This is a genomic window from Micromonospora sp. IBHARD003 (assembly GCF_056106285.1).
This window is the reverse complement of sequence record NZ_JBWBBX010000001.1, coordinates 3,843,866-3,867,186: the sequence shown is the minus strand read 5'-3', so window position 1 is coordinate 3,867,186 and position 23,321 is coordinate 3,843,866. Positions and strand designations below refer to the sequence as shown.

Annotated in this window: 21 protein-coding genes and 1 riboswitch; of the genes, 8 read left to right on the top strand and 13 right to left on the bottom strand. The window is 71.2% G+C overall.

What is annotated here, in order from left to right; genetic code table 11:
- Positions 1–28: 28 nt before the first annotated feature.
- Both nagA and ACTWOL_RS17110 read right to left on the bottom strand, forming a co-directional pair.
- Positions 29–1,174: an N-acetylglucosamine-6-phosphate deacetylase gene (gene nagA / locus ACTWOL_RS17115; RefSeq protein ID WP_474297597.1), complete on the bottom strand. Its 1,146-nt coding sequence runs from the start codon at positions 1,172–1,174 to the stop codon at positions 29–31.
- Complete coding sequence (locus tag ACTWOL_RS17110; protein ID WP_474297596.1) at positions 1,174–2,166, bottom strand: ROK family protein; 993 nt, start codon at positions 2,164–2,166, stop codon at positions 1,174–1,176. Before ACTWOL_RS17110 ends, nagA begins: the two co-directional genes overlap by 1 nt.
- 151 nt (positions 2,167–2,317) lie before the next feature.
- Here ACTWOL_RS17110 and ACTWOL_RS17105 point away from each other — a divergent pair, with 151 nt between their 5' ends.
- Positions 2,318–2,563, top strand: a complete 246-nt coding sequence (locus ACTWOL_RS17105; RefSeq protein WP_474297595.1) for a DUF3263 domain-containing protein — start codon at positions 2,318–2,320, stop codon at positions 2,561–2,563.
- Positions 2,564–2,572: 9 nt separating this feature from the next.
- A complete protein-coding gene (otsB, locus tag ACTWOL_RS17100; RefSeq protein WP_474297594.1) occupies positions 2,573–3,433 on the top strand; it encodes a trehalose-phosphatase in 861 nt (286 codons plus the stop codon).
- Here the strand turns inward: otsB and ACTWOL_RS17095 are convergent.
- The 3 genes from ACTWOL_RS17095 to ACTWOL_RS17085 form a co-directional block, all read right to left on the bottom strand.
- Positions 3,371–4,873: an alpha,alpha-trehalose-phosphate synthase (UDP-forming) gene (locus ACTWOL_RS17095; RefSeq protein ID WP_474297593.1), complete on the bottom strand. Its 1,503-nt coding sequence runs from the start codon at positions 4,871–4,873 to the stop codon at positions 3,371–3,373. The genes otsB and ACTWOL_RS17095 overlap by 63 nt on opposite strands.
- A gap of 81 nt (positions 4,874–4,954) precedes the next feature.
- Entirely contained in the window at positions 4,955–5,515 is a 561-nt protein-coding gene (locus ACTWOL_RS17090; RefSeq protein ID WP_474297592.1) for a hypothetical protein, read from the bottom strand.
- A gap of 118 nt (positions 5,516–5,633) precedes the next feature.
- Complete coding sequence (locus tag ACTWOL_RS17085) at positions 5,634–6,587, bottom strand: glucosyl-3-phosphoglycerate synthase (RefSeq protein WP_474297591.1); 954 nt, start codon at positions 6,585–6,587, stop codon at positions 5,634–5,636.
- Between the two features lie 120 nt (positions 6,588–6,707).
- Positions 6,708–6,886, top strand: a riboswitch (SAM riboswitch).
- Between the two features lie 17 nt (positions 6,887–6,903).
- Between ACTWOL_RS17085 and thrC the strand changes: the two genes are divergently transcribed.
- The 4 genes from thrC (at position 6,904) to groL (ending at position 11,194) form a co-directional block, all read left to right on the top strand.
- Entirely contained in the window at positions 6,904–8,184 is a 1,281-nt protein-coding gene (gene thrC, locus ACTWOL_RS17080; RefSeq protein ID WP_474297590.1) for a threonine synthase, read from the top strand.
- Positions 8,181–8,456, top strand: coding sequence for a MoaD/ThiS family protein (locus ACTWOL_RS17075; protein ID WP_058924632.1), 276 nt, complete (start codon positions 8,181–8,183; stop codon positions 8,454–8,456). Before thrC ends, ACTWOL_RS17075 begins: the two co-directional genes overlap by 4 nt.
- Before the next feature lie 495 nt (positions 8,457–8,951).
- Positions 8,952–9,155, top strand: a complete 204-nt coding sequence (locus ACTWOL_RS17070; protein ID WP_003986833.1) for a cold-shock protein — start codon at positions 8,952–8,954, stop codon at positions 9,153–9,155.
- Positions 9,156–9,571: 416 nt separating this feature from the next.
- Positions 9,572–11,194: a chaperonin GroEL gene (gene groL, locus ACTWOL_RS17065; RefSeq protein WP_474297589.1), complete on the top strand. Its 1,623-nt coding sequence runs from the start codon at positions 9,572–9,574 to the stop codon at positions 11,192–11,194.
- Positions 11,195–11,373: 179 nt separating this feature from the next.
- Here the strand turns inward: groL and ACTWOL_RS17060 are convergent, their stop codons facing one another.
- From ACTWOL_RS17060 to ACTWOL_RS17045, 4 genes are all read right to left on the bottom strand, one after another.
- Positions 11,374–13,071 carry a hypothetical protein gene (locus ACTWOL_RS17060; RefSeq protein ID WP_474297588.1) on the bottom strand — a complete coding sequence of 566 codons (1,698 nt, stop codon included), beginning with the start codon at positions 13,069–13,071 and terminating at the stop codon, positions 11,374–11,376.
- Complete coding sequence (locus ACTWOL_RS17055; RefSeq protein WP_474297587.1) at positions 13,061–14,626, bottom strand: hypothetical protein; 1,566 nt, start codon at positions 14,624–14,626, stop codon at positions 13,061–13,063. The genes ACTWOL_RS17060 and ACTWOL_RS17055 overlap by 11 nt, the downstream gene beginning before the upstream one ends.
- Positions 14,627–15,118: 492 nt before the next feature.
- Entirely contained in the window at positions 15,119–17,092 is a 1,974-nt protein-coding gene (locus ACTWOL_RS17050; protein ID WP_474297586.1) for a PAS domain S-box protein, read from the bottom strand.
- A gap of 290 nt (positions 17,093–17,382) precedes the next feature.
- Positions 17,383–18,684, bottom strand: a complete 1,302-nt coding sequence (locus ACTWOL_RS17045; protein WP_474297585.1) for an alpha/beta hydrolase family protein — start codon at positions 18,682–18,684, stop codon at positions 17,383–17,385.
- A gap of 86 nt (positions 18,685–18,770) precedes the next feature.
- Here ACTWOL_RS17045 and ACTWOL_RS17040 point away from each other — a divergent pair, with 86 nt between their 5' ends.
- Positions 18,771–19,784: a winged helix-turn-helix domain-containing protein gene (locus ACTWOL_RS17040; protein ID WP_474297584.1), complete on the top strand. Its 1,014-nt coding sequence runs from the start codon at positions 18,771–18,773 to the stop codon at positions 19,782–19,784.
- Here ACTWOL_RS17040 and ACTWOL_RS17035 read toward each other — a convergent pair.
- From ACTWOL_RS17035 to ACTWOL_RS17025, 3 genes are read right to left on the bottom strand one after another with little or no spacing between them, the layout of a single operon-like run.
- Positions 19,765–20,010 (bottom strand): Uma2 family endonuclease, encoded by a 246-nt coding sequence (locus ACTWOL_RS17035; protein ID WP_474297583.1) that lies wholly within the window; start codon positions 20,008–20,010, stop codon positions 19,765–19,767. The two genes, ACTWOL_RS17040 and ACTWOL_RS17035, sit on opposite strands and share 20 nt — an antisense overlap.
- Positions 20,011–20,021: 11 nt before the next feature.
- Positions 20,022–20,348 carry a Uma2 family endonuclease gene (locus ACTWOL_RS17030; RefSeq protein ID WP_474297582.1) on the bottom strand — a complete coding sequence of 109 codons (327 nt, stop codon included), beginning with the start codon at positions 20,346–20,348 and terminating at the stop codon, positions 20,022–20,024.
- 52 nt (positions 20,349–20,400) lie between these two features.
- The gene (locus ACTWOL_RS17025) at positions 20,401–21,207 is read right to left on the bottom strand and encodes a hypothetical protein (protein ID WP_474297581.1); all 807 of its coding nucleotides are present in this window, start codon (positions 21,205–21,207) and stop codon (positions 20,401–20,403) included.
- 363 nt (positions 21,208–21,570) lie between these two features.
- Between ACTWOL_RS17025 and ACTWOL_RS17020 the strand changes: the two genes are divergently transcribed.
- On the top strand, positions 21,571–22,533 hold the full coding sequence (locus tag ACTWOL_RS17020; protein ID WP_474297580.1) for an amidohydrolase family protein: 963 nt from the start codon (positions 21,571–21,573) through the stop codon (positions 22,531–22,533).
- Here the strand turns inward: ACTWOL_RS17020 and ACTWOL_RS17015 are convergent, their stop codons facing one another.
- Positions 22,534–23,274, bottom strand: a complete 741-nt coding sequence (locus tag ACTWOL_RS17015; RefSeq protein ID WP_474297579.1) for a TetR/AcrR family transcriptional regulator — start codon at positions 23,272–23,274, stop codon at positions 22,534–22,536.
- Positions 23,275–23,321 lie beyond the last annotated feature (47 nt).

Here is a 23,321-nt window from a genome sequence, read left to right as displayed (position 1 = left end):
CAACCGCCTTCCCTCCGGGCGCGGGGCGTCAGGAAACGCCCGGCTCGACCACCCATGCGCCCTTGCGCATCACGCCCTTGAGGACGAAGTCGGCGTCCAGCACCACCAGGTCCGCGTCCTTGCCCGGCTCCAGCGAGCCGACCCTGTCGTATACGCCGAGCAGCCGCGCCGGATTGGCCGAGACCGCCTGCACGATGTCCTCGACGGGCAGCCGGTCGACGGCCGCCGCCCGCCGGAACGCGGTGTCCAGGGTCAGCGTGGACCCGGCGATCGAACCGCCCTCCACCAGCCGTGCGACTCCGTCGTTGACCTCGACCTCCAGCGGCCCGAGGTGGTAGACGCCGTCGCCGAAGCCCGCCGCGTCCATCGCGTCGGTGATGAACGCGACCCGGTCCGGCCCCGCGCGGTGGAAGGCAAGCTCCAGCGCCGCCGGGTGCAGATGCGTCCCGTCGTTGATCAGCTCGACCGTGATCCGCTCGTCCTCGAGCAGAGCGGCGACCGGTCCGGGCGCCCGGTGCCCGAGCGCGGGCATCGCGTTGAACAAGTGCGTCGCCACTGTCGCGCCCGCGTCGATGGCCTCGACGGTCTGTTCGTAGGTGGCGTCCGTGTGCCCGATCGCCGCGATCACCCCGTGCTCGGCGAGCAGCCGTACGGACTCGATGCCGCCGGGCAGTTCGGTGGCGAGGGTGACCATCTTCGCCGTGCCGCGCGCCGCGTCGAGCAGCTTGCGCACGTCCGCCGGATCGGGGTCGCGCAGCAGCTCCTCGCTGTGCGCGCCCTTGCGGCAGGGGGAGATGAACGGGCCCTCGAAGTGGATACCCGCGAGGTCGCCCTGTTCGACCAGCTCGGACAGGAAGCCGGCGCGGTGGGTCAGGAAGTCCATGTCGCCGGTGACGGTGGAGGCGACCATGGTGGTGGTGCCGTGCCGCCGGTGGGTCCGCACACCGGTGAGGACGTCGTCGGCGCTGCCGGAGGTGAAGGAGGCACCGCCGCCGCCGTGGTTGTGCATGTCCACGAAACCGGGGACCAGCCAGTGGCCGGAGAGGTCGGTGGGGGGTGTGCCGGCGGGGGCGTGCCCGGCGATCCGGGTCCCGTCGACGATCACCCGTCCGTTCTCGGCGATCCCGGTGGGCAGCACCACCCGGGCGCCAGTGAGAACCATCCGGTCGGCCATCAGGCGGTTACCTCCGTCGTCGTGGGGGGTTCGGCGGGCTCGGCGGGTTCGGTGGGGTCCGCGGCGCCGGTGCGGTCGGTGAGCAGGTCCCAGGCGAGGAGTCCCGCTCCCACACAGCCCGCCGTGTCCCCGAGGGCCGCCGGAACGATCGCGGGCGGCTTCTGGAAGGTGAGCCGTGCCTCCACTGCCTCCCGCAGGGGTGTGAACAAGGTTTCTCCGGCCCCGGCCAGACCGCCACCGATGATCAGGGTGCCGGGGTCCAGCAGGGTGAGCGCGGTGACCAGACCGTCGGCGAGCGCGTCGACCGCCTGCTGCCAGACGCGTACGGCGCGTGGGTCGCCGGACACGACGGCCCTGGCGCAGTCGGCGGCGTCAGCGCCGGCGTCCCCGCTCGCCGCGGCCCAGTCCCGGGAGACGGCGGCGGCCGAGGCGAGGGTCTCCAGGCAGCCGCGTTGTCCGCAGCCGCACCGGTGGCCGCCGGGCCGCACGATCACATGACCGATCTCGCCCGCGTATCCGTGCGCTCCGGCCTCGACGGCCCCGCCGATGCCGATGGCCCCGGCGATGCCCGTGCCCAGGGCGATGAACAGGAAGCGGTCGGCGCCGCGTCCCGCGCCGATCCGTCCCTCGGCGAGGCCGCCGGTGCGGACGTCGTGGCCGAGGGCGACGGGGACACCACCGAGCCGTTCGGCGAGCAGGTCGCGCAGGGGGACGTCACGCCAGCCGAGGTTGGCGGAGTAGACGGCGAGGCCGTCCGCCGTGTCGACGATCCCGGGCACGGCGACGCCCGCCGCGAGGGCGCCGCTGCCGTACCGCTCCTCGCCGTGGGCGAGCAGCTCGGCGGCGAAGCCGAGGATCGCCGCGACGACCGCGTCGGGGCCGCGGTCCCGGCCGGTCGGCCGGCGTGCCTCGTGGAGCAGGGCCCCGTCCGCCCCTACGAGGGCGGCCTTCATCCCGGTGCCGCCCACATCGAGGGCGATGACGTGTCTCACGAGTACAGTCTCGCGCGCGGACCCCAGAAAGGTCTAGTCCACTTCCCGGTTGGCGGAGCCGGGCTCCGCCGCACAGGGCCACGGCACCCGCACGGACGGACAACTCCGCCCGCCCCCACCCGCCCCCCGCCCGGCGCATTAGGTTGCTCGTATGACCGATGGCGACGAACTCTCCGCGCTCTCCGAGCGGGATCTGGCCGTGCTCGGGGTGGAGCGGGCCGACTGGGCCGGCCCCGGGGCCAAGGAGCGGGCGATACGGGAGCGGCTCGGGATCTCACCGACCCGCTACTACCAACTCCTGAACGCGCTCCTGGACGACCCCCGCGCGCTCGCGCACGACCCCGTCACCGTCAACCGGCTGCGCCGAGTCCGGGACGCGAGGCGACAGCGCCGCTAGGGTCGGACCATGGGCAGCCACTCGCACGCCTCGCACGACGCACTGCCGGAGCCCCGCACGCCCGCCGGACGGGAAGGGCTCGCCGCCATTCTCGACAGGCCCGAGGACACGCTCGTCGCGCTGGACTTCGACGGGACCCTCGCCGAGATCGTGCCCGATCCGGAGCAGGCCCGCGCCCACCCCGGTGCCGTCCCCGCCATCGCCGCGCTCGCGCCGCACGTCGCGTCCGTGGCCGTACTGACCGGACGCCCGGCGGGTGTCGCCGTGCGGTACGGCGGCTTCGCCGGAGTCCCCGGTCTCGAGCACCTCGTCGTGCTCGGCCACTACGGCGTCGAGCGCTGGGACGCGGCCAGCGGCGAGGTCCATGCCCCCGCCCCGCACCCCGGCATCGACGCCGTCCGGGCGGAGCTGCCCGGTGTGCTCGACGAGGTCGGCGCCTGGAAGGGCACCTGGATCGAGGAGAAGGGACGCGCGGTCGCCGTCCACACCCGCCGTGCCGAGGACCCCGAGGCCGCCTTCGAGGCCCTGCGCGAGCCGATCGCCGCGCTGGCGGCCCGCCACGGGCTGATCGTCGAGCCCGGCCGGCTGGTGCTGGAGGTGCGCCCGCCGGGGGTCGACAAGGGCGTCGCCCTCGCCGAGTACGTACGCGAGAAGCAGGCGGGAGCCGTGCTGTACGCGGGAGACGACCTCGGTGACCTCGCCGCCTACTCCGCCGTCGACAAGCTCCGCTCCGAGGGGGTGCCCGGACTGCTGCTGTGCAGCGGGACCGGGGTCCCCGAACTGGCCGAGCGCGCGGACGTGCTGCTGTCAGGCCCTGCCGCCGTCGTCGGCTACCTCGCCGCCCTCGCCGAGCGCCTCCAGCTCCCGTAGCTGGTCGAGGAACCACTGCTGAGGCGGCAGTGCCGTCGCGGCGGCGGCCAGCCGCTTGCTGCGCTCGGCCCGCTCCGCCACGGGCATCGTCAGCCCCCGGTGGAGCGCGTCGGCGGTGCCGGTGACGTCGAACGGGTTCACTCCCAGCGCGTCGTCACGGAGCTCCGTGTACGCGCCCGCGTCCCGCGACAGCACCAGCGCACAGCCCGCGTCCGAGACCACCGGGACCTCCTTGGCGACGAGGTTCATCCCGTCCCGGATCGGGTTGACGAGGGCGACGTCCGCCAGCCGGTACGCGGCCAGCGAGCGCGCGAAGTCGTCCTTGACGTGCAGGATCACCGGTGTCCAATCCGGGGTGCCGTACTCGGCGTTGATCTCTTCGGCGACCCGTGAGACCTCGGCCGTGTAGTCGCGGTAGACCGGGAGGTCCTGCCGCGACGGATAGGCGAAGGCGATGTGCACCACCCGTTCGTGCCACTCGGGGTGCTCCTCCAGCAGCGTCCGGTAGGCCAGCAGCCCGCGCACGATGTTCTTCGACAGCTCGGTGCGGTCGACCCGGACGATCGTCCTGCGGCTGCCGTCCCCGCCGACCTGCTCGCGCAGCGCCGCCATCCGCTCGTCGACGTCCGCCTGCCGCGACCTCTCCCGCAGGAAGTCGGCGTCCGCCCCGAGCCCGTGCACCCCGAGCATGGTCCGCCGGCGGCGGTGCCCGGGCAGCCGGTACTCCAGGTGCGGCTGATCGTCCTTGGGCCAGTAGGTGGCCACGTCGTGGTCCGTGAGGACGGCCGTGCAGCAGCTCTGGAAGGCGGTGAGCCAGCGCCGGGTCAGAAAGCCCAGCCGGTTCGCCCCGAGCATGCCCAGCAGCAGCTGCTCGGCGATGTCGTCGGGCAGCATCCGGAAGTACTCGGGCGGCGCCCACGGCGTGTGCGAGAAGTGGCCGATACGCAGGTCGGGGCGCAGATCCCGGAGCATCCCCGGCACCAGCGCCAGGTGGTAGTCCTGCACCAGCACCGCCGCGCCCGGCGCCGACATCTCGGCCAGGGCCTGCGCGAAGGCGAGGTTGTAGCCCTCGTAGGCGATCCACTGCCGCCGGAACTCCTTGTCGAAGACCGGCTCCAGCGGCGTCTGGTACAGCATGTGGTGGACGAACCACAGGACCGAGTTCGCGATCCCGTTGTACGCGTCCGACTGCACGGCGGCGTCGATGTCCAGCATCAGTACGCCCGGCTCGGCGACGCCTCGGCGCACCGCCTCGCGGTCGCCGTCGCCCAGTGCGGCGCACACCCACAGGGCGCCCGCGTCGGGGCCGATGGCCGACAGTCCGGAGACCAGACCGCCGCCACCGCGCCGGGCGTCCAGCGTGCCGTCCTCCCGGAAGGCGTATGTGACCGGACCGCGGTTGGAGGCGACGAGTACCTGCGCCGCGCGCTCGGAGACCATGTCGCCAACCTAGCCCGTGGCGTATCCGCTCAAACGTACGGCCGGACTCCGTCGGCGGAGTCCGGCCGTACGCTCACTCGTTCAGGGGTCCCGGCGCCGGCCGCGGGTCGCGGCCAGTGCGATCACCCCCGTGCCGGTGAGGGCCACGGCGACACCGCCCAGCAGCCACAGCCGTTCGGCCCTGCTGTCGGTCGCGGCGATCTCGCCCGCGCCTTCGCGGGCCCGGTGGGTGCCGGCGGGGGTGTGGCTGTCGGCCACGGCCTCGGACACGGACCCGGCGGACCCGGTGGATCCGGCGGTGCCCGTGGAGCGGTCCGTGCCCCCGCCGGCGGTCTCGGGAACCACTCTGAAGAGTCCGGAGGCGGCCGGATGCCCTGCCCGCCCGTCCTCGTGCGCCGCCCCGGCGACGGCCAGGACGGTACCGGTCGCGGAGGGGGAGCGGCCGCCGAGCGATTCGACGTACGGCGCGGCCGGTGCGCCGGAGCGATGCCGTTCCTGGCGGGCCGCGGTGTCGGCGGCCGCCCGGCCGGGGGCCAGTATCACGGCCGAGGCGCAGACGAGGACGGCGGCGAGAGCCACCAGCGCCCCGCTGACGAGCGAAGAAAGCCCGCTGACGAGCGAAGAATGGGGGTGTCCGGGCAAAGCCCTCTTATGTCTCACATAGCCCATACACCGGAAAGGTAGACAATCCGATCGACTGTGGTGCGCAGCGCCGCGCCCTGCGGCCCGCCGGTGTCACGGACGGCCCATGCGCGTTCCCTCACGCCGCCCGGTGCGCCGTGTACTCCGCGATCTCCGTCATCGGGGGCCGCTCCTCCGTGTCCACCTCATGGGTCCGCGGCACGAAACCGTTCTCCCCACGCTCGAACTGGGTCAGTGCGGGACGCACCAAATGGCCCCGTGACAGGCGCAGTTGGGCCGTGCGGTAGATCGCGGCCGCCATGCGTCCGAGCGCCCGGCCGTCCTGGTGACGGTGCCGCCGTACGCCCACGTCCACCTGCGCCAGCGCGTCCAGGCCGACCGTGTGCAGTGCGTCCACCAGCAGCCCGAGCTCCACGCCGTACCCCACGGGGAACGGCAGCCGCTCCAGCAGCGAGCGCCGGGCCGCGTACTCCCCGCCGAGCGGCTGGACGAACCCGGCCAGCTGCGGCCAGTGCAGATTGAGCAGCGGCCTGGCCACCAGTTCGGTCACCCTCCCGCCCTGGTCGGGAGCGTCCCCGAGCGGCCGGTCGTACATCGCCTTCACGAACTGCACGTCGGGCTCGGTCAGCAGCGGGCCGATGATCCCGGAGACGAAGTCGGCCGAGAACTCCCGCAGATCCGCGTCCACGAAGCAGACGATGTCCCCGCTGGTCGCCAGCAGCGAACGCCAGAGCACCTCACCCTTGCCCGGCAGCGCCGGGATCCGCGGCAGTATCGCGTCGCGGTGCTCCACGCGTGCGCCCGCCTTCGCCGCCACCTCGGACGTACGGTCCGTCGAGCCCGAATCCACCACCACGAGCTCGTCGACCAGCGGCACCTCGTCCGTCATCAGCTCGCGCCGGATCACGGTGACGATCTCGCCGACCGTCCCCTCCTCGTTCAGGGCCGGGAGTACCACGCTGACCGTGCCGCCGTGCCTGGCCGCACGCTTCGCGGCGACGAGCCGGTCGAGCGGGCGGTCCGACACGGACCAGGACCGCCGGGCCAGCCAGCGCTCCACCTCTTCCAGCACGTGATGATCTCCATCTCGCAGATCGGACGGCCGTCTCAGCGGTCCGGGGGTTCGGTTACAGTCTTGAACAACGCGGACGACCATCGCATGCCGGGGGTCGTCACGCCGACAATCACATACCGCTCATCCAGAGGGGCAGAGGGATACGGCCCGTTGAAGCCCCGGCAACCCTCCAGTCGGCCACGCGGCGCAAGCCGCACATCGACGCTGCGTCGCTCTCGGCGCGCGGCGCGAGGCTCCCGGCTAGGGAAGGTGCCAAATCCGTCTCACGGCGAAACGCGCCGTGAGGAAGATGAGGAGAAAGGGCCTCGCCTCCATGGCTGCACAGACCACTGCCACCGCCGACACCGTCGATCTGGGCTCCGCGTCCGGCCTCTCCTGTCGTGAGTGCGGTGAGATCGTCCCCCTCGGTCCCGTCTTCGCCTGCCAGCTGTGTTTCGGACCGCTCGAAGTGGCGTACGACCTGCCGACCGGTGACCCGGAAGGCCTGCGCAAGCGGATCGAGAACGGACCGGACAGCCTCTGGCGCTACGCGCCGCTGCTCCCCGTCCCCGCCGACGTGGCGGACAAGCCCAATCTGAACCCGGGCTGGACCAAGCTCGTCAAGGCCGACAACCTCGCGCGTGAGCTGGGTGTCACCGGTGGTCTCTACGTGAAGGACGACTCCGGCAACCCCACGCACTCCTTCAAGGACCGCGTCGTCGCACAGGCCATCGAGGCCGCCCGCGCCTTCGGCTTCACCACCCTCTCCTGCTCCTCCACCGGCAACCTCGCGGGCGCCGTCGGCGCCGCCGCCGCCCGCGCCGGCTTCAAGTCCTGCGTGTTCATCCCGCACGACCTGGAGCAGGGCAAGGTCGTCATGGCCGCGGTCTACGGCGGGGAGCTCATCGGGATCGAGGGCAACTACGACGAAGTCAACCGCTTCTGCTCCGAGCTCATCGGCGACCCGGCGGGCGAGGGCTGGGGCTTCGTCAACGTCAATCTCCGCCCGTACTACGCCGAGGGCTCCAAGACGCTGGCGTACGAGATCTGCGAGCAGCTCGGCTGGCGGCTCCCCGACCAGCTCGTCATCCCCATCGCCTCCGGCTCCCAGCTCACCAAGATCGACAAGGGGCTGCAGGAGCTGATCAAGCTGGGCCTCGTCGAGGACAGGCCCTACAAGATCTTCGGCGCCCAGGCCGAGGGCTGCTCCCCGGTGTCCGTGGCCTTCAAGGCGGGCCACGACGTCGTACGGCCGCAGAAGCCCGACACGATCGCCAAGTCCCTGGCGATCGGCAACCCGGCCGACGGCCCTTACGTCCTGGACATCTGCCGTCGCACGGGCGGTGCCGTCGAGGACGTCACGGACGAGCAGATCGTGGACGCGATCAAGCTGCTGGCCCGCACCGAGGGCATCTTCACCGAGACCGCCGGCGGGACCACCCTCGGCGTGGCGAAGAAGCTGATCGAGGCCGGAGTCATCGACCCGTCCCTCACGACCGTGGTCGTCAACACGGGTGACGGCCTGAAGACCCTGGACGCGGTGGCCCCCACGACGGGAATGACCGCGGTCATCCGCCCCACCCTGGACTCCTTCCGAGAGGCTGGCCTCGCATGAGCGTCAACGTCCGCATCCCCACCATCCTGCGCACCTACACCGGTGGTCAGGCCGAGGTATCGGCGGAGGGCGCGACCCTCGCGGAGGTCATTGCCGACCTGGAGAAGAACCACACCGGTATCGCCGCCCGCGTCCTGGACGACCAGGGCAAGCTGCGCCGCTTCGTGAACGTCTACGTCAACGACGACGACGTCCGCTTCGAGCAGGGCCTGGAGACGGCGACGCCGGACGGCGCGGGCGTCTCGATCATCCCCGCCGTCGCCGGCGGCTGAGCCCCGCCCGAGTGGTCCGTTCGGTCCGTATTCGGGCGCCGTACTGACCCTGGATCCAGCACGTTCCGTCACCCGGAATGTCCCCTCCGCAAGCTCTGCGGAGGGGGCAATTCCGCTGTTGCGGTCGCGGTAGAGTTGGGGACGTTCCTCTTCGCTGTTTGTGCCGCGGGCATATGAGAATGCGTCCGCGCGCGACAAGAAACAGCCAAAGTGTTCGAGCTATTTGCGCGTTTTGTGCGCTTTGCCCGGCCCGACTTGCCCGGCGTTGCTCGGAGTTGGGCCGAAATTTCCGATCGGCCATGCTCAGATTTCTCGTCCGATTGACCTGTTGCAGAGGGCAGTTGGACAGATACATTCAGCCGCGGTCGACGCGTTCCGGCGCCGTTCATGAAGGTCTTCCGCGCCTCCAGAGCACGGGAAATCTTCGTGGGCGAGGTCTGACCCGGGTCCGCGAAGTGCGGTCCTGTGCAAGGGCCAGTAATAGGGGAGTTAGGCATGGCTCAGGGCACCGTCAAGTGGTTCAACGCGGAGAAGGGGTACGGCTTCATCGCGGTCGACGGTGGTGCGGATGTTTTCGTCCACTACAGCGCGATCCAGATGGACGGTTACCGCACCCTGGAGGAGGGCCAGCGGGTCGAGTTCGAGATCTCGCAGGGCCAGAAGGGGCCGCAGGCGGACATGGTCCGCGTAGCCGGCTGAGCGCCGACTGACTGCAGCAACGCTACGGAGGGCCCGTGCCAGGGGTGCGGGCCCTCCGTGCTGCCTGGGTAAGGGGCCTGCCGGGCTTCGCCGGGGTGCGGAGGCTTCTTCGAAGCCGCTTGCGTCCACCCCTTCCCCTGCCTTCGGCGGGGAGGCCCCAGCCGACCGCCACCCCTCATCGAGGCTTCTTCGAAGCCGCTTGCACTCTCGGGGTCCGAGTGCTAATCATTGGCGTTAGCACTCTCCGAGTGAGAGTGACAACGAGGACCGGGTCGGTGAGGTCCGCAGGCCGTGTGGGGCAAGGAACCGCAAGGCATGCAGGCCGTCCGTCGCGGGCACCAGCGCGGTCCAGAAGCATCCTCCCCCGTAGCCCTGCGGGCACGGGGGGACCCCCAAGTCCTGGAGGACCACTTCACATGGCCAAGATCATCGCGTTCGACGAGGAGGCACGGCGCGGTCTCGAGCGCGGGATGAACCAGCTCGCCGACGCCGTCAAGGTCACCCTTGGCCCCAAGGGCCGGAACGTCGTCCTCGAGAAGAAGTGGGGCGCCCCCACGATCACCAACGATGGTGTCTCCATCGCCAAGGAGATCGAGCTCGAGGACCCGTACGAGAAGATCGGCGCCGAGCTGGTCAAGGAAGTCGCCAAGAAGACGGACGACGTCGCCGGTGACGGTACGACCACCGCGACCGTCCTCGCCCAGGCGCTCGTCCGCGAGGGCCTGCGCAACGTGGCGGCCGGCGCCAACCCGATGGCTCTGAAGCGCGGTATCGAGAAGGCCGTCGAGGCCGTCTCCGGCGCGCTGCTCGACCAGGCCAAGGAGGTCGAGACCAAGGAGCAGATCGCCTCCACCGCCTCCATCTCCGCCGCCGACACCCAGATCGGCGAGCTCATCGCCGAGGCGATGGACAAGGTCGGCAAGGAAGGCGTCATCACCGTCGAGGAGTCCCAGACCTTCGGTCTGGAGCTTGAGCTCACCGAGGGTATGCGCTTCGACAAGGGCTACATCTCGGCGTACTTCGCCACCGACATGGAGCGTATGGAGGCCTCCCTCGAGGACCCGTACATCCTGATCGTCAACTCCAAGGTCTCCTCGGTGAAGGACCTGCTCCCGCTGCTGGAGAAGGTCATGCAGTCGGGCAAGCCGCTGCTGATCATCGCCGAGGACGTCGAGGGCGAGGCCCTGTCGACCCTGGTCGTCAACAAGATCCGCGGCACCTTCAAGTCCGTTGCCGTCAAGGCCCCGGGCTTCGGCGACCGCCGCAAGGCCATGCTCGGTGACATCGCCATCCTCACCGGTGGCACGGTCATCTCCGAGGAGGTCGGCCTCAAGCTGGAGAACGCCGGTCTGGACCTGCTCGGCCGCGCCCGCAAGGTCGTCATCACCAAGGACGAGACCACGATCGTCGACGGTTCCGGTGACAGCGACCAGGTTCAGGGCCGCGTCAACCAGATCCGCGCCGAGATCGAGAACTCGGACTCGGACTACGACCGCGAGAAGCTCCAGGAGCGCCTCGCGAAGCTGGCCGGCGGCGTGGCCGTCATCAAGGCCGGTGCCGCGACCGAGGTCGAGCTCAAGGAGCGCAAGCACCGCATCGAGGACGCCGTCCGCAACGCGAAGGCCGCCGTCGAGGAGGGCATCGTCGCCGGTGGTGGCGTGGCCCTGCTGCAGGCCGCCCAGGTCTTCGAGAAGCTGGAGCTCGAGGGCGACGAGGCCACCGGTGCCGCCGCCGTCAAGCTGGCGCTCGAGGCCCCGCTGAAGCAGATCGCCGTCAACGCCGGCCTCGAGGGCGGTGTCGTGGTGGAGAAGGTGCGCAACCTGACCCCGGGCCACGGTCTGAACGCCGCGACCGGCGAATACGTCGACCTGGTCGCCGAGGGCATCATCGACCCGGCGAAGGTGACCCGTTCCGCGCTGCAGAACGCCGCCTCCATCGCCGCGCTGTTCCTCACCACCGAGGCCGTCATCGCCGACAAGCCGGAGAAGGCCGCCGCGGCCGCCCCGGGTGGCATGCCGGGCGGTGACATGGACTTCTGATCGACCATTGGTTGATCGACCGTCCTGATACCGAGGGCGGCACCCCCTCCAAGGGGGTGCCGCCCTCGTGTGTTTCTCCTGTTGTCCGCGCGCCGGCGCGGCTGCCCGTCGACGCGATCGCGCGATCACGCCCGACAGCGCGACCGCCCGATCACGCCGACCTCAGCGCACACGGACACTCAGCGCACGTCGACGAAGTCGCCCGTGGCCGTCGAGTTGAAGTGCGTCGCGTCACCGAAGTAGCGGAGCAGCCAGATCCCGTCCCTGCCCGCGGTGCCCTTGAGCGCGGCCTTTCCGGCGGCGTCGGTCTTGCCCGAGCGGACCAGGGAGAAGCGTGGCGCGCCCGTCGCACGGAACCACAGTTGCACCGGCTGGCCCGGGTACGCCTTCCACGTCCCGGCGGTGTACTGCTGGAGCGTGCCGGTCACGGTGACCGTCGCGCCCTTCTTGACCGGCTCCGGGGCGGCGTTCACGTTCAGCACCCGGGTCGCGGTGCGGGTCAGCTTCGCCACCGGGCCGAAGCTCTCCACGAACCGGTCGTTGGTGAGGTGGTGCACCCGGTAGTGGCCGCCGGTGCTGACCGCGGTCAGTGTGAAGAGCGGGTACATGGACGAAGCCGTGGCGGTGGCGATCTTCTTCCAGCCCGTCTTGCCGTCCGCCGAGTGCTCCAGCTGGACCGGCTCGAGGTCGAACGAGTCCGTGCGGTCGTAGGTGTTGCGGAACGTGCCGGTGACGGTGACCAGGCCGTCGGCCCGGATCGACGACTGGACGCCGTCGATCCTGGACTCGGTGGGCATCGCCAGCGGCCCCGCGGCGGAGCCCCTGAGGAACCCGTCCTGCGGTGCGGCCGTCCAGCCGCTCAGCCGGATGCCCGGGGTGGCCGTGAGCTTCGCGGTGAAGCGGCCGTCCGTATCGGTCGTGACCGTACGGCCCCAGCCCGTCCCGCGGTCCTCGTAGCCCAGGCTGACCCGCACGGCCTCGGCGGCGATCGGCTGGGCCGGGTCGGCGGCGTCCACCATCCGCCCGGTGACCGTGACGGTCTCGCCGGGCAGCGCCCGCGTCCTGTCGGCGGTGGCCGTGACGGTCACCGCGCGCGACTTCCACTGGAACACCCGGGCGGTACGGGTCAGGCTGCCGTGGACCTCGGTCCCGTCCCCGGCGAAGCGCGCGGTGAACTCCTCGTTCATCGTGACCACCGGGTAGGCGGGGCCGGTGAATTCGCCGGACGCGGAGGTCACCACCGTGCTCACGGGAGCGTCCGACGGCGTGGCGCGGCTGATCCCGACGTTCCGGCCGGCCAGCGGCACCGTGTCCCCGGACCCGGGCTGGATCGCGGTCAGCGTCCCGTGCGGCCGGGCGTTGCGGTCCTGCCAGGTCGGCGTGCCGAGCTCGAAGGTGAGCTCGGGCCGCAGGGTGAAGTCGAGCGTGCCCGCGTCGCGGCGGGTCGCGCTGTTGCCCTTGGAGTCCTCGACGGTCACGTCGATCGCGTACCGGCCGAGGTGCGGCATGCTGCCGCCGTCCTCCTGGAGCTTCAGGGGCGCGTCGGTCGCCACCTGGTACGTGCCCTTGAGCCACTCCAGCTCGGTCAGCGAGGGCAGTTCGGCCACGACCGTCTCACCCTCGCGGATCCGTGCCGAGACGGAGGTGACGGCGGCTCCGGCCGCGTCGGTCCAGGCGTTCACCGAGAACGCGCCGCGCTGGGCGTCCATGGTCCTGGCCACCCCGATACCCACGGGGGAGGCGTCGGCGGCGAGAGCGGGTGCGGTCCCGGCGGCGAGGCACAGTGCCGCGGCCGTGGCGACCAGCGAGAGCCCGCGCGCACGCCGGTGCGCACGGGGCAGTGGGCCCGTGAGCGTGGGGCGGACGTCAGCGTGCATCGATGTACCTCTCCTTCGTCCCGGCGGCGAAGTAGCCGCCGGCCGGCTCGGTGACCATGGCCCAGCTGCCGTCCCCGTAGACCGTGCCCTTGAGGCTGTACTTGCCCGCCGTGCCGGAGGCGCCCTTGGTGACCCAGTACCAGGTGCTCTCACCCTTGGGCTTGAAGACCAGCATCACCTTGGCACCCGCGTACGGCTGCCACTTGCCGCCCACGAACCGCTGGAGGACGCCGGAGGCCGTGAGCTTGGAGCGCACCGCCGGCCGGCTGGGGGTGGTGGTGAACGACGCGAAGCGGGTCGGGATCCGGGCCTGGTACACCGCCGGCGTCGCCAGTGTCACGAAGGTGTCCGTCTCCGGGTGGTAGATCCGGTAGTACGCGCTGACGAAGCCGGGGGCTTGGATGCTGAACGGGCAGTAGCCCGCCGTGCCGCCCTCGGCGGTACCGGCACGCAGGGTGTTCCAGGTCCGGCCGTCCCCCGAGTACTGCAGATACACCCGCTCGTCCCAGCACCAGTCGGCCGTGAGCCGCCCGGTGGCCGTGACCTGCCCGTACGGGTCGAGCGCGATCTTCACCCCGGTGAAGGTGAACTTCCTCGGCACGACGATGCTGCCGACGTCGGACTTCAGGTCCGCCAGATACACGGACGGCCGCAGATACGTGAACACCTGCGTCGTGAACGCGGCCTTGGCCCGGTAGGAGAAGGTGCCGTCGGCGGCGACCTTCCCACTGCCCATCAGCCGCCTGACGGTGTGGTTCCAGCTGTCCGGCTCGTCAGGAGTGGACACGACCTCGGCGCCCTCGAACGGCTTCCAGCCGTCCGCGGTCAGACGCTCGGCCCGGCCCTTCACGGTGACGAAGTCGCCCTCGTGCACCCGTCGCTTGTCCAGGTCCGCGCTGATCCGGTACGCCTGCTTGGAGACGGGAAGTTCGGGCACCGCGAAGCCGTCGTCCGGATCGGTGTCGGCGGCCGGCTCGACCACGGTGGCCGTGCCGCTGTGGACCGATGCGTTCGGGGTCAGGGACAGCGAGAACGTCCCGTCGGCTCCGGTGACCGCGTTGGCCTCGGAGTCCGTCCAGGACGGGCCGAAGAGCCTGAGCGCGACCTTCACCTTGGTACCGGCACGGGCGGGCGTACGGGCGCCGGTCGACGGGTCGTACGTGGTGGCCGCGCCGGCCAGCACGGCGCTTCGGTGCTCGAAGTCCGTCTGCTCACGGTCGAAGGCGAGCTTCGTGACGCCCGTGTGCAGCCGGTAGCCGAGCGTGCCGCCGGTCCAGTGCTGCACGGTCCCGCCGGGCATCCGGTAGTCCACGGCCACCGGGTAGTCCCCGAACGCCGTGCCCTCGGGCAGCCGGATCCCGTCATCCGTCAGCCAGCCCCCCGGCTTCTGGGTGGTGCTGTCGTACTCGTGCCACGCCAACTCGTCGGTGGACGCGAGCACGGCCGCCCCCGGCGCCTTGGAGGCGAGGACGCTCACCTTCACCCACAGCGCGTTGTACGGCAGACCGATGTCGAGCTGTCCGGTGTCGGTGGTGGTGGTACGGGTGACGGTCACCGGATCCGCGGCATATGCGGCGGGCGCCGCCGTCAAAACGGGCGCCAAGACCCCCGCCGACAATGCGAAAACGGCCGCCGCACGCACCAGGGCATGCGGCAGCGTGCGCGTAGAGCGCATCGAATGGACCCCCCACAGGTCAGAGTTCGACGCCGGTGTACGGCAGTCGAAGGCGGTCGTAAGCGAACCGCGTGATGCGCACGATAGACGGGTGCGCCGACAGGGGCGTCGTCGGGGGCCGTTCATGAACCGTTCGGTAACCGTTCGATGGCCACCGTGAATCGGTCAGGGTCCGGGCGAGGGCCGGTAAGGGTCCGGATGCGCGCCGGCCACATTCGGGCGTGAACCGGCGAGGGTCCGGTCACAGTGCTTAGGGACGGTCGCCGGCCTGCCGAGGGTCCGGTCAGGGTTCGGACAGGACCCCGGCCGGGAGCGGGCCGGGGGACCGACCGGGTGCGGGTGGCCGGACCGGCCGGGGCACGGGCACGGTTCTCAGCGGGCGGCGTGGGCCGTGGGGGTCAGGGAGAGCGTGAACCAGGTCGTCTTGCCCTCCTCGTTGGGGCGCACACCCCAGCTGCCGGCCAGGGTGTCCACCAGGCTGAGTCCCCGCCCCGACTCGTCGTCGGCGGCGGCCAGCCGCGGCTGCGGCAGATGGTGGCTGTGGTCGCTCACCTCGACGGTGAGCTCGGTGCGGTTGCGGCGCATACACAGGCGCACCGGCCCCTGACCGTGCCGGATGGCGTTGGTGACCACCTCGGACACCAGCAGTTGTGCGTCGTCGACGAATTGGGAACAGCCCCACGAAGTGAGGGCGGCGGCGAGGAACGCGCGCGCCTGTGCCACCGAGGCGGGTGCCGCCGGGAGATCGGTGGCGGCCGTGGCGAGCGGGGCGGCGGGCAGCTGGGCGATGAGCAGCGTCACGTCGTCGTGGTGGTGCTCGGTCGAGGGAAGGACGGACGCGAGCACCTCGTCGACGGCCGCCTCCAGGCCGGTGGTGTCCGCGAAGGCCTTGTCGAGCGCGGCGATCAGAGCGTCGAGCTGCTCCTCGATATCGCCGTCCGGTGTCTCTATCAGCCCGTCCGTGAACAGGACCAGGCTGGATCCGGGGGCGACCCCGAGGGTGGTCTGCTGGTGGATGTGGTCCCCGACACCCAGCGGGACGCTCACCGGCGCGTCGAGCAGCCGCACCGGTTCGCCGGGAGCCGCGACCAGGGCGGGCAGATGGCCGGCCGAGCACACGGTGACCTCGCCCGCGTCCGGGGCCACGATCAGATAGCAGCAGGTCACCAGTTGGTCGGGACCGTCGAGCTCGGCGACGATCGCGTCGAGCGACTGCATCAGCTGGCGCGGCTGCATACCCGTCTTCGCCAGCGCATGGGCGGCGGAGCGCAACTGCCCCATGATGGCGGCCGCTTCCAGACCGCGTCCCATCACATCACCGATGAGGATCCCGACCCGTCCGGCACCCAGCGGCACGAGGTCGAACCAGTCACCGCCGACGCCCGCGCCCTGGGTGGCGGGCAGATAACGGCTGGCCGTCGTCAGCCCGGGGACGGCAGGGGGCGTGCCCATGAGACTGCGCTGGAGGGTCAGTGCGACATGCCGCTGCTGCTCGTACAGAGCCGTCAACTGGGTCTCCGCCGCTTTGCGTTCGCTGACGTCGCGTACGGCTGCGGAGACGAGGAGTCCGTCGGTGGTCTCGAGGGGGCTGAGGCTGATCTCGACGGGGAACTCGCTGCCGTTCTTGCGCAGTCCGTGGAGTTCGAGTCCGGCGCCCATGGGGCGGACCTGGCGGTTGTCGGTGTAGCCGTTGCGGTGGTGGGCGTGGTGGTCGCGGAAGCGGTGGGGGACGAGGATTTCGACGGGGCGGCCGAGGAGTTCTTCGCGCTGGTAGCCGAAGAGGGCTTCGGTCTGGGCGTTGACGAGGCGGATGGTTCCGCTGTCGTCGACGATCACCATGGCGTCGGGCGCCGCTTCCAGCAGCCCCCGGAACCGCTCTTCGGCCGCTTTGCGTTCGCTGACGTCGCGTACGGCTGCGGAGACGAGGAGTCCGTCGGTGGTCTCGAGGGGGCTGAGGCTGATCTCGACGGGGAACTCGCTGCCGTTCTTGCGCAGTCCGTGGAGTTCGAGTCCGGCGCCCATGGGGCGGACCTGGCGGTTGTCGGTGTAGCCGTTGCGGTGGTGGGCGTGGTGGTCGCGGAAGCGGTGGGGGACGAGGATTTCGACGGGGCGGCCGAGGAGTTCTTCGCGCTGGTAGCCGAAGAGGGCTTCGGTCTGGGCGTTGACGAGGCGGATGGTTCCGCTGTCGTCGACGATCACCATGGCGTCGGGCGCCGCTTCCAGCAGCCCCCGGAACCGCTCTTCGGCCGATCCCGGCGGAGCCTCGAGCCCCGCCGCGCCGCACCTGCAGGGCACCGGTGACCCTAGGTCGGACTCCAATGAGACTGCGGCGGTGAAGCCTTCCATGCGTGCCTCCAGCGACGGATACTGCCCACTGCGGTGTCCAGAACTCCAGAACTGCGGTATCCGGACATCTCAGCGCACTTCGTCCGGGCGTACCCCCGTGAGTCCGAATCTGATCGGCACTGGCCGAGAAGGTGCCGAAGGGTGCACAGTGAGTGAGACCTCAGGGGGCCGACCGGTCCGCGTGGCCGGAAAACGCCAGCATGTGCGGGACGTGCTGCAGGAAGGGCCGTCGACATCGCGTCGCGCGCTGCGGATGCGTCAGCGCGCTCGCCGCAATCGCTTGGACTGCTTCACATCAGAGCCCTGCCGAGGAACGCACGGATCTCGCCACGCACCCTCGGCACCGACACCTCCGGACCGATCGTGCCGACCATGCCCTTCCGGCCATCCGCGGTCATCAGCCCCGCCGCCTCCAACTGGGGCACCAGAGCGGCGTAGTCGGTGAACACCCAGTGCGACGCACGGTCGAGCCGCCGACGGCGGACGCAGCCCCCGGAGTGCCTCTGCACGGCCGACCAGGACCGGTCGAACCGCGCGTCACGGAAGCCGTCGGTCCCCAGGAGGAGCAGGGGCCGGTCCACCCCGTGCCGGGCGACCGGAAACAACTCCCCCTCACCACCAGGGCGTTGAGGCGGGAGGTCCAGATAGCCCTCCAGATCGACCGCGGCGCGGATGCGCCGGTCCTCGTACATCGCCTGGGCCGTCGTCGTGCCACCCGCGGAGTGGCCGTACATACCGACCCTCCGCAGGTCCAGCGCACACCCGAGGTCCTGGGGCAGCGGACGGCCGGCCGCGTCGGCACCGTGCCCCCGGACCAGCCGTTCCAACTGGTCCAGCACGAACCGGGTGTCCGCGATCCGGGTCCCGACCACGGTGCGGAACAGCCCGGGGTCCGTGGCCGCATCCGGGCGCAGTGCCGTCTCACGGATCTCCTCACGTCCCTTCCGGGGCACCGGGAACTCGACCTCGCCCGCATCACCGGGATGGTCGACGGTCACCACCACGAACCCGTGGCTCGCCAGGTCCTCGGCCAGATGCGTACCCATGGTCCGGGCATCGCCCGCCCCGGGGCTGTACAGCAGCACCGGCCGCCGTACGGGCTCCGCGGGCGCATCCACGAAGGAATGGGTCGCGGTGGCCGCCCAGTTCACGCCGCCCTTCGGCAACTGGTCGCGGATGTACGCGGCGTCGAGGTCCGGGAAGAGCGCGGCGGCCCCGGCCGTCATCTGCGGCGCGATGGCGCGGCCGCGTACGGACCGGGCCGGGTAGAACACCGTGACCATCACTTCACGGACGGGCAGGGTGCTGTCCCAGGGGTCGCGTCGTGTGTCGTCGACCAGATACAGCGCGGTGACACCGGTCCGGTGCGGCCCGGTCGGACCAGGAAGCCGCAGGGTGATCCCACCGGCCGGAGGCACCGCCCGTGCCGGGCCGCTCGACCTCGCGTGCGCGCCGCCGACGCCACCGGTGACGAGCAACGCGCCGGCCAGCGCGGCGGACTTGGCGACCGTGCGCCGCCCGACTCCGGCATGTGCGGTGGTTCCCTCGCCCCTTGCGGGCCCGGACGGCTCTTGAATGAATGAAGAGGACATGTCCCGCATGCTGCTGTTCGGCAAGGGGCGCCGGCGATCTGTTCGGCCCTGCCCGAAACGCTGGCGCCACGCCGACAGGGAGGGTAGTGCTCCGGATCCACTTCACGGCCGATGATTTCGCCCGGGTGCGCTTCGCACCCCGGCCGGCTCCGCTGCAGGAGCTGAACTCGGCCCTGACGCAGCTGTGCATCCCGGGTGACGAGCTGCTGTTCGGCCGCTGGAGACGACGGCTCCTCGCCGCGTTGCCCGGTGCCGCCGGGCCGCTCGGGGACCTGGTCCCGGCCGGGGTCGCACCCGTCTTCCTCGATGTCTTCAGCGATGACCTCACCGAGGGGCTGGACACCGTCCGGAGCTCCTCCCAGGACCTGGTGCGCCATGAGATCGAGCGGGCGTACGCCCCGCACACCGCGCCACCCCCACCGTGGATCCGCGATCTGCACCAGGGGCACCCGGGTGCCTGGCGGCTTCTGCGCCGCGCACAGCGCGCGGCCTTCGACACGGTCCTGGCACCCACCTGGTCGCTGGTGCAGGACCTGCACCAGCGGGAGTTCACCCAGCACGCCGTCACCGCTGCCGAGCACGGCATCGCTCATGCGCTCACCGCGCTCGTCCCCGGCACCCGGGTGCGGGGGAGCGTCTGGGAGATCGACACGCCCGTCGCTCAGGACATCGCCCTCCGGGGCCGGGGTCTGCTGCTCCTGCCGACCTTCCACCGGACGGGCCATCCTGTCCTCGCCGCCCCGCCGGGCGGTACCGTGGCCCTGACCTACCCGGCGGGCCCGGGACTACCGCTCGCCCCCCACACCGCCGACGTCAACGGCGAAAGCGACGACGCGCTGGCCGGGGTCCTCGGGCGCACCCGCGCCGAGATGCTGCTCCTGCTCGCCGATGAGCACACGACCAGTGACATCGCCCGACGTGTCGGGGTCGGCAACGCCACCGCCTCGGCCCACGCCGCCGCCCTGCGCGGCGCCGGCCTGATCACCACGGTCCGCGCCGGCCGTGCGGTCCTGCACCGCCGCACGGCGATGGGGAGCCTGCTGGTGCAAGGCCGTACGGGGCGCGGGCGGCCGGCGAGCCTCAGCGGGAGTAGTCCTTGAGCTTCTCGGTGTCGAGGGTGACGGCGACGGGCGCGGGGAGTGCGACGGTGTCGCCGTACTTGTACGTGGACCGGCTCTGGTACGTCCCGTGCCGCGGCTCGCTGTGGACGACGAGGGTGTCGTTGTCACGGTCCACGAGGAGGTAGACGGGGATGCCGGCAGCCGCGTAACCGTCGCGTTTCTCAGTGCGGTCGCGAGCATCCGCGTCGGCATCGAACGAGGTCACCGCCACGACCATCAGTACGCCGTCAGGGGAGGCGCCCACTCCCCGGGCTGGCCCACGAAGTGGTCGAACGGCGCGAGGGCACCGTCCGTCCTGGCACGGCTCGCACGACAGGTCGGTACTTTGATGCCTACCCCCGGGTACAGGTCGAGCTCGGGGCGCTGATGCATGCACTGCCGGAGTAGCCACATGACGATCGACCCATGGTCGCCGTCCGGCCCGGGCTTGACCTTCAGCTTTCCGTTGATGAACTCGAGCCTCACCGTCTCCGGCGCCCTGCGGGCGAGCTCCTCGAACTCCTCAACGGTCATGTCCGGTCGGTCCGCGGTGCTGGGGGTCATGGCGCCGCCTGCTTCCATCGGGCCTCTGCTGCCGTACGGATGACCTGCACGCTCATGTGAAGCTCCCTTCGCGTGGTCGGCCCGCCGCCGCACGGACCTCCGCCATGTGGGCGTGGACCTCGGTGGGGGAGAGCGGCGCAGCGGGCCGTATCGGTGCCGTCTCGCCGCGGCAGGGCCCGCAGTCGCCGCCGCGCAGGGTTTCGGCGCGGGCCGGGGCGCCGCACTTGCCGCATTCCAGGAGGCGCAGCGGCGGTGGGGTGCGGACCGGTTCGGGCGGAAGCTTGTCGATGAGGCGGCGGCGGGCCAGACCGGCCGGGTGGTGGACGGGGGAGGGAAGTCCGCCGGTCAGGGCGCGCAGTACGTCCCGATCACCGGCGCCCCGCGCGAACCACTCCTCGACCAGCGGTGCGAGCCGGGCGCACTCGACGGCCGACAGCGACATCACCGGTGCCTCGCGTCCCAGTGCTGCCAGCAGGATCATCGCTCGGGAGCGGGTCGGCCGCGGCCGGTCCTCGGGAACGTCGCCGCGGCGGAAGGCGGCCCACCAGTCGTCGTCGCGCGGCGTACGCGACCACCACGTTCGGGTGATCCAGCGCCCGCCGCCCGATCCGGTCGTCAAGTGCTCTAGCCCGCGCCGCAGATGACCGGCGGCCTGGATGCGGTTCAGGGCGGTACGCAGGGCGCACTGCCCGTAAGGGAGCACCTTGGCCAGGGTTTTGACGGAGATATCCGCACCGTCGTCGAGCCGGTCGATGTAGAAGGCGATGCCTGCTTCGCGCGGCGGAAGGTGCGCGAAGTCGTGGGACGTGGGCGCGGGTTGGCCGGAAACGGCGCGTTTGCCGTACCCGGGCCTGGCCATCGGGTGCGGTGTCGCGTCCTGTGCGTGCGCGGGCGGGAACGTGGAACTAAACTCTGTGTCGGCCATCAGATCCTCTGTGTTGATCTCGGTGGTCAGCCACGGGATCGGGTCTCATCGATCTCGTTGCAAGCCCCCGCGGGTGTTGGCGCACCCGGCGGGGGCTGTTCGCTTTCCGGTCAAGCTAGACCCTCGTGACCCTCCGTGGCAAATGCGTCGCGCAAAGTCAACTCACGGGGAGGGTGGGCGGGTTGAGGCCCTGAAACCATTCCTTGAAAAGAGGGCTCGGAGCCCGGCGCTCAAGCCGCGGTGCGGCCCGGTCGACTCCGGTGGACACCGCCTGGGACCGGCAGGAAGCTGGAGACGATGCGGACCGATGTGCACGCCCACCTGTGGAGCGAGGGCTATCTCCGCCTCCTGGAGTCCTACGGGCGCGAGGACACCGCCACTCAGCGGGGCCTGGGAGCGGGCGACAGCCCCGCGGAGCTCGACGCCCGGTTCACGATGTACGACGCCGCCGGCATCGACCACCAGATCCTGTCCGTGTCCCCGCAGACCCCCTACTTCCCGGACGAGAAGCAGGCGGTGACGGCCGCGCGTTACGCCAACGACCTGTACGCGGAGGTCGTCCACGAGTGGCCCACGCACTTCTCCGGTTTCGCCGCCCTGCCCCTGCCGCATCTGGACGCCTCGCTGGAGGAGTTGGCCCGGGCGCTGGACGATCTCGGGCTGGCCGGTGTCGGAGTCACCACGTCGGTGCTCGGGCGCAGCCTCGGCGATCTGTCCTTCCGGCCGCTCTTGGAGGAGTTGGACCACCGGGGCTCGGTGCTCAGCCTCCACCCGGCGGGCCAGGACGCCGGGACCCCGCTGATCGCCGCGAACCGTATGCGGTGGATGGTCGGCGCACCCGTGGAGGACACCATCTGCGCGATGCATCTGATGCTGGAGGGAGTACCCCGTCGCTTCCCGCGGCTGCGGATCGTCCACTCGCATCTCGGTGGCGCGCTGCCCATGCTGCTGCCGCGCGCGGACGAGCACATCCCGTGGGAGGCCCCGGACATCATCGAGATGCCGACGGTCGCCGCGCGCCGCATGTTCTACGACACCGTCGCCCACGGCCACGAGGGGGCACTGCGGGTGGCCGCCGACTCGTACGGCGCGGACCGGTTGATGCTCGGTACGGACTTCCCGTACCAGAGTGGTGACGGGCTGCGCCGGGCCGTGCTCTTCATCGAGGACACGCTGGTGCCCGAGGAGGCCGAGGCGGTCCTGGAGGCAGGCACGGAGCTGCTGCCCGTGGAGAGGGCCACCGATCACGGTCATGCCTGATCAGGGGCGCGACTCCCCGCCACGACCGATCCCGCCCCTGTCGATCAGTACGGCCAGGCCGTCCAGGATGCGCCGCAGGCCGAACTCCCAGGCCTGATCACCGCCACCCGATTCCGCCACCGAGGCGAAGGCCGCGGACACCGAGGGAAAGCGCTCGCCGTGCGTCCGGAGCAACTCCATCAGCAGGGCGCCGAGCTGGGCCTCGGGGCTGCCGTCCGAACCGGCGGCGCGCTTCTGCTGGGCCGTCGCCCGGGCGTGGCCGGTCAGGAGGACGACGGCGTCCATCCGTTCCGCGCCGCTGAGGGCCGTACCGTCGAGCGCGGCGACTGCGTGTTCCATCCAGCCGAGCTCCGCCGGGCCCATGATCCGGGGGCGGATGGTGACGTCCAGCACCCAGGGGTGCCGGCCGAACGCCTCGAGCAGTCGCCGGGCCCAGTGGTCGAGTTCCTCCCGCCAGCCGCCGAGGGGCTCGTCCGGTGCCGGGTACGGGCCGATCGCCGCCTCCACCATCAGGGCGACCAGCTCGGCCTTGCCGGGGACATACCGGTACAGGGCCATCTTCGTGACGCCCAGCTCCGCTGCGACGCGCTGCATCGACACCGCCGGCAGATCCTCCGCGTCGGCGATCGCCACCCCGGCCCGCGCGATGCGTGCGAGGTCGAGCTTCGGCTTGGGCCCGCGGGCCGGTCTGGCGGGTGGCCCCCACAACAGCCGCGCCGTGGTGCCGTGTTCGTCACCCATGCCGACCGTTCCTCCGTCCGAGCTGCGGGGTTGCACCCGTCAGAAAA

Coding starts and splice junctions, on each gene's coding strand:
- ACTWOL_RS17025 (WP_474297581.1), bottom strand. CDS start 21,207: ATGGCCAGGCCCGGGTACGGCAAACGCGCCGTTTCCGGCCAACCCGCG.
- ACTWOL_RS17020 (WP_474297580.1), top strand. CDS start 21,571: ATGCGGACCGATGTGCACGCCCACCTGTGGAGCGAGGGCTATCTCCGC.
- ACTWOL_RS17045 (WP_474297585.1), bottom strand. CDS start 18,684: ATGTCCTCTTCATTCATTCAAGAGCCGTCCGGGCCCGCAAGGGGCGAG.
- ACTWOL_RS17060 (WP_474297588.1), bottom strand. CDS start 13,071: ATGCACGCTGACGTCCGCCCCACGCTCACGGGCCCACTGCCCCGTGCG.
- ACTWOL_RS17075 (WP_058924632.1), top strand. CDS start 8,181: ATGAGCGTCAACGTCCGCATCCCCACCATCCTGCGCACCTACACCGGT.
- ACTWOL_RS17015 (WP_474297579.1), bottom strand. CDS start 23,274: ATGGGTGACGAACACGGCACCACGGCGCGGCTGTTGTGGGGGCCACCC.
- ACTWOL_RS17105 (WP_474297595.1), top strand. CDS start 2,318: ATGACCGATGGCGACGAACTCTCCGCGCTCTCCGAGCGGGATCTGGCC.
- ACTWOL_RS17050 (WP_474297586.1), bottom strand. CDS start 17,092: ATGGAAGGCTTCACCGCCGCAGTCTCATTGGAGTCCGACCTAGGGTCA.
- ACTWOL_RS17030 (WP_474297582.1), bottom strand. CDS start 20,348: ATGACCCCCAGCACCGCGGACCGACCGGACATGACCGTTGAGGAGTTC.
- otsB (WP_474297594.1), top strand. CDS start 2,573: ATGGGCAGCCACTCGCACGCCTCGCACGACGCACTGCCGGAGCCCCGC.
- ACTWOL_RS17095 (WP_474297593.1), bottom strand. CDS start 4,873: ATGGTCTCCGAGCGCGCGGCGCAGGTACTCGTCGCCTCCAACCGCGGT.
- groL (WP_474297589.1), top strand. CDS start 9,572: ATGGCCAAGATCATCGCGTTCGACGAGGAGGCACGGCGCGGTCTCGAG.
- ACTWOL_RS17070 (WP_003986833.1), top strand. CDS start 8,952: ATGGCTCAGGGCACCGTCAAGTGGTTCAACGCGGAGAAGGGGTACGGC.
- thrC (WP_474297590.1), top strand. CDS start 6,904: ATGGCTGCACAGACCACTGCCACCGCCGACACCGTCGATCTGGGCTCC.
- nagA (WP_474297597.1), bottom strand. CDS start 1,174: ATGGCCGACCGGATGGTTCTCACTGGCGCCCGGGTGGTGCTGCCCACC.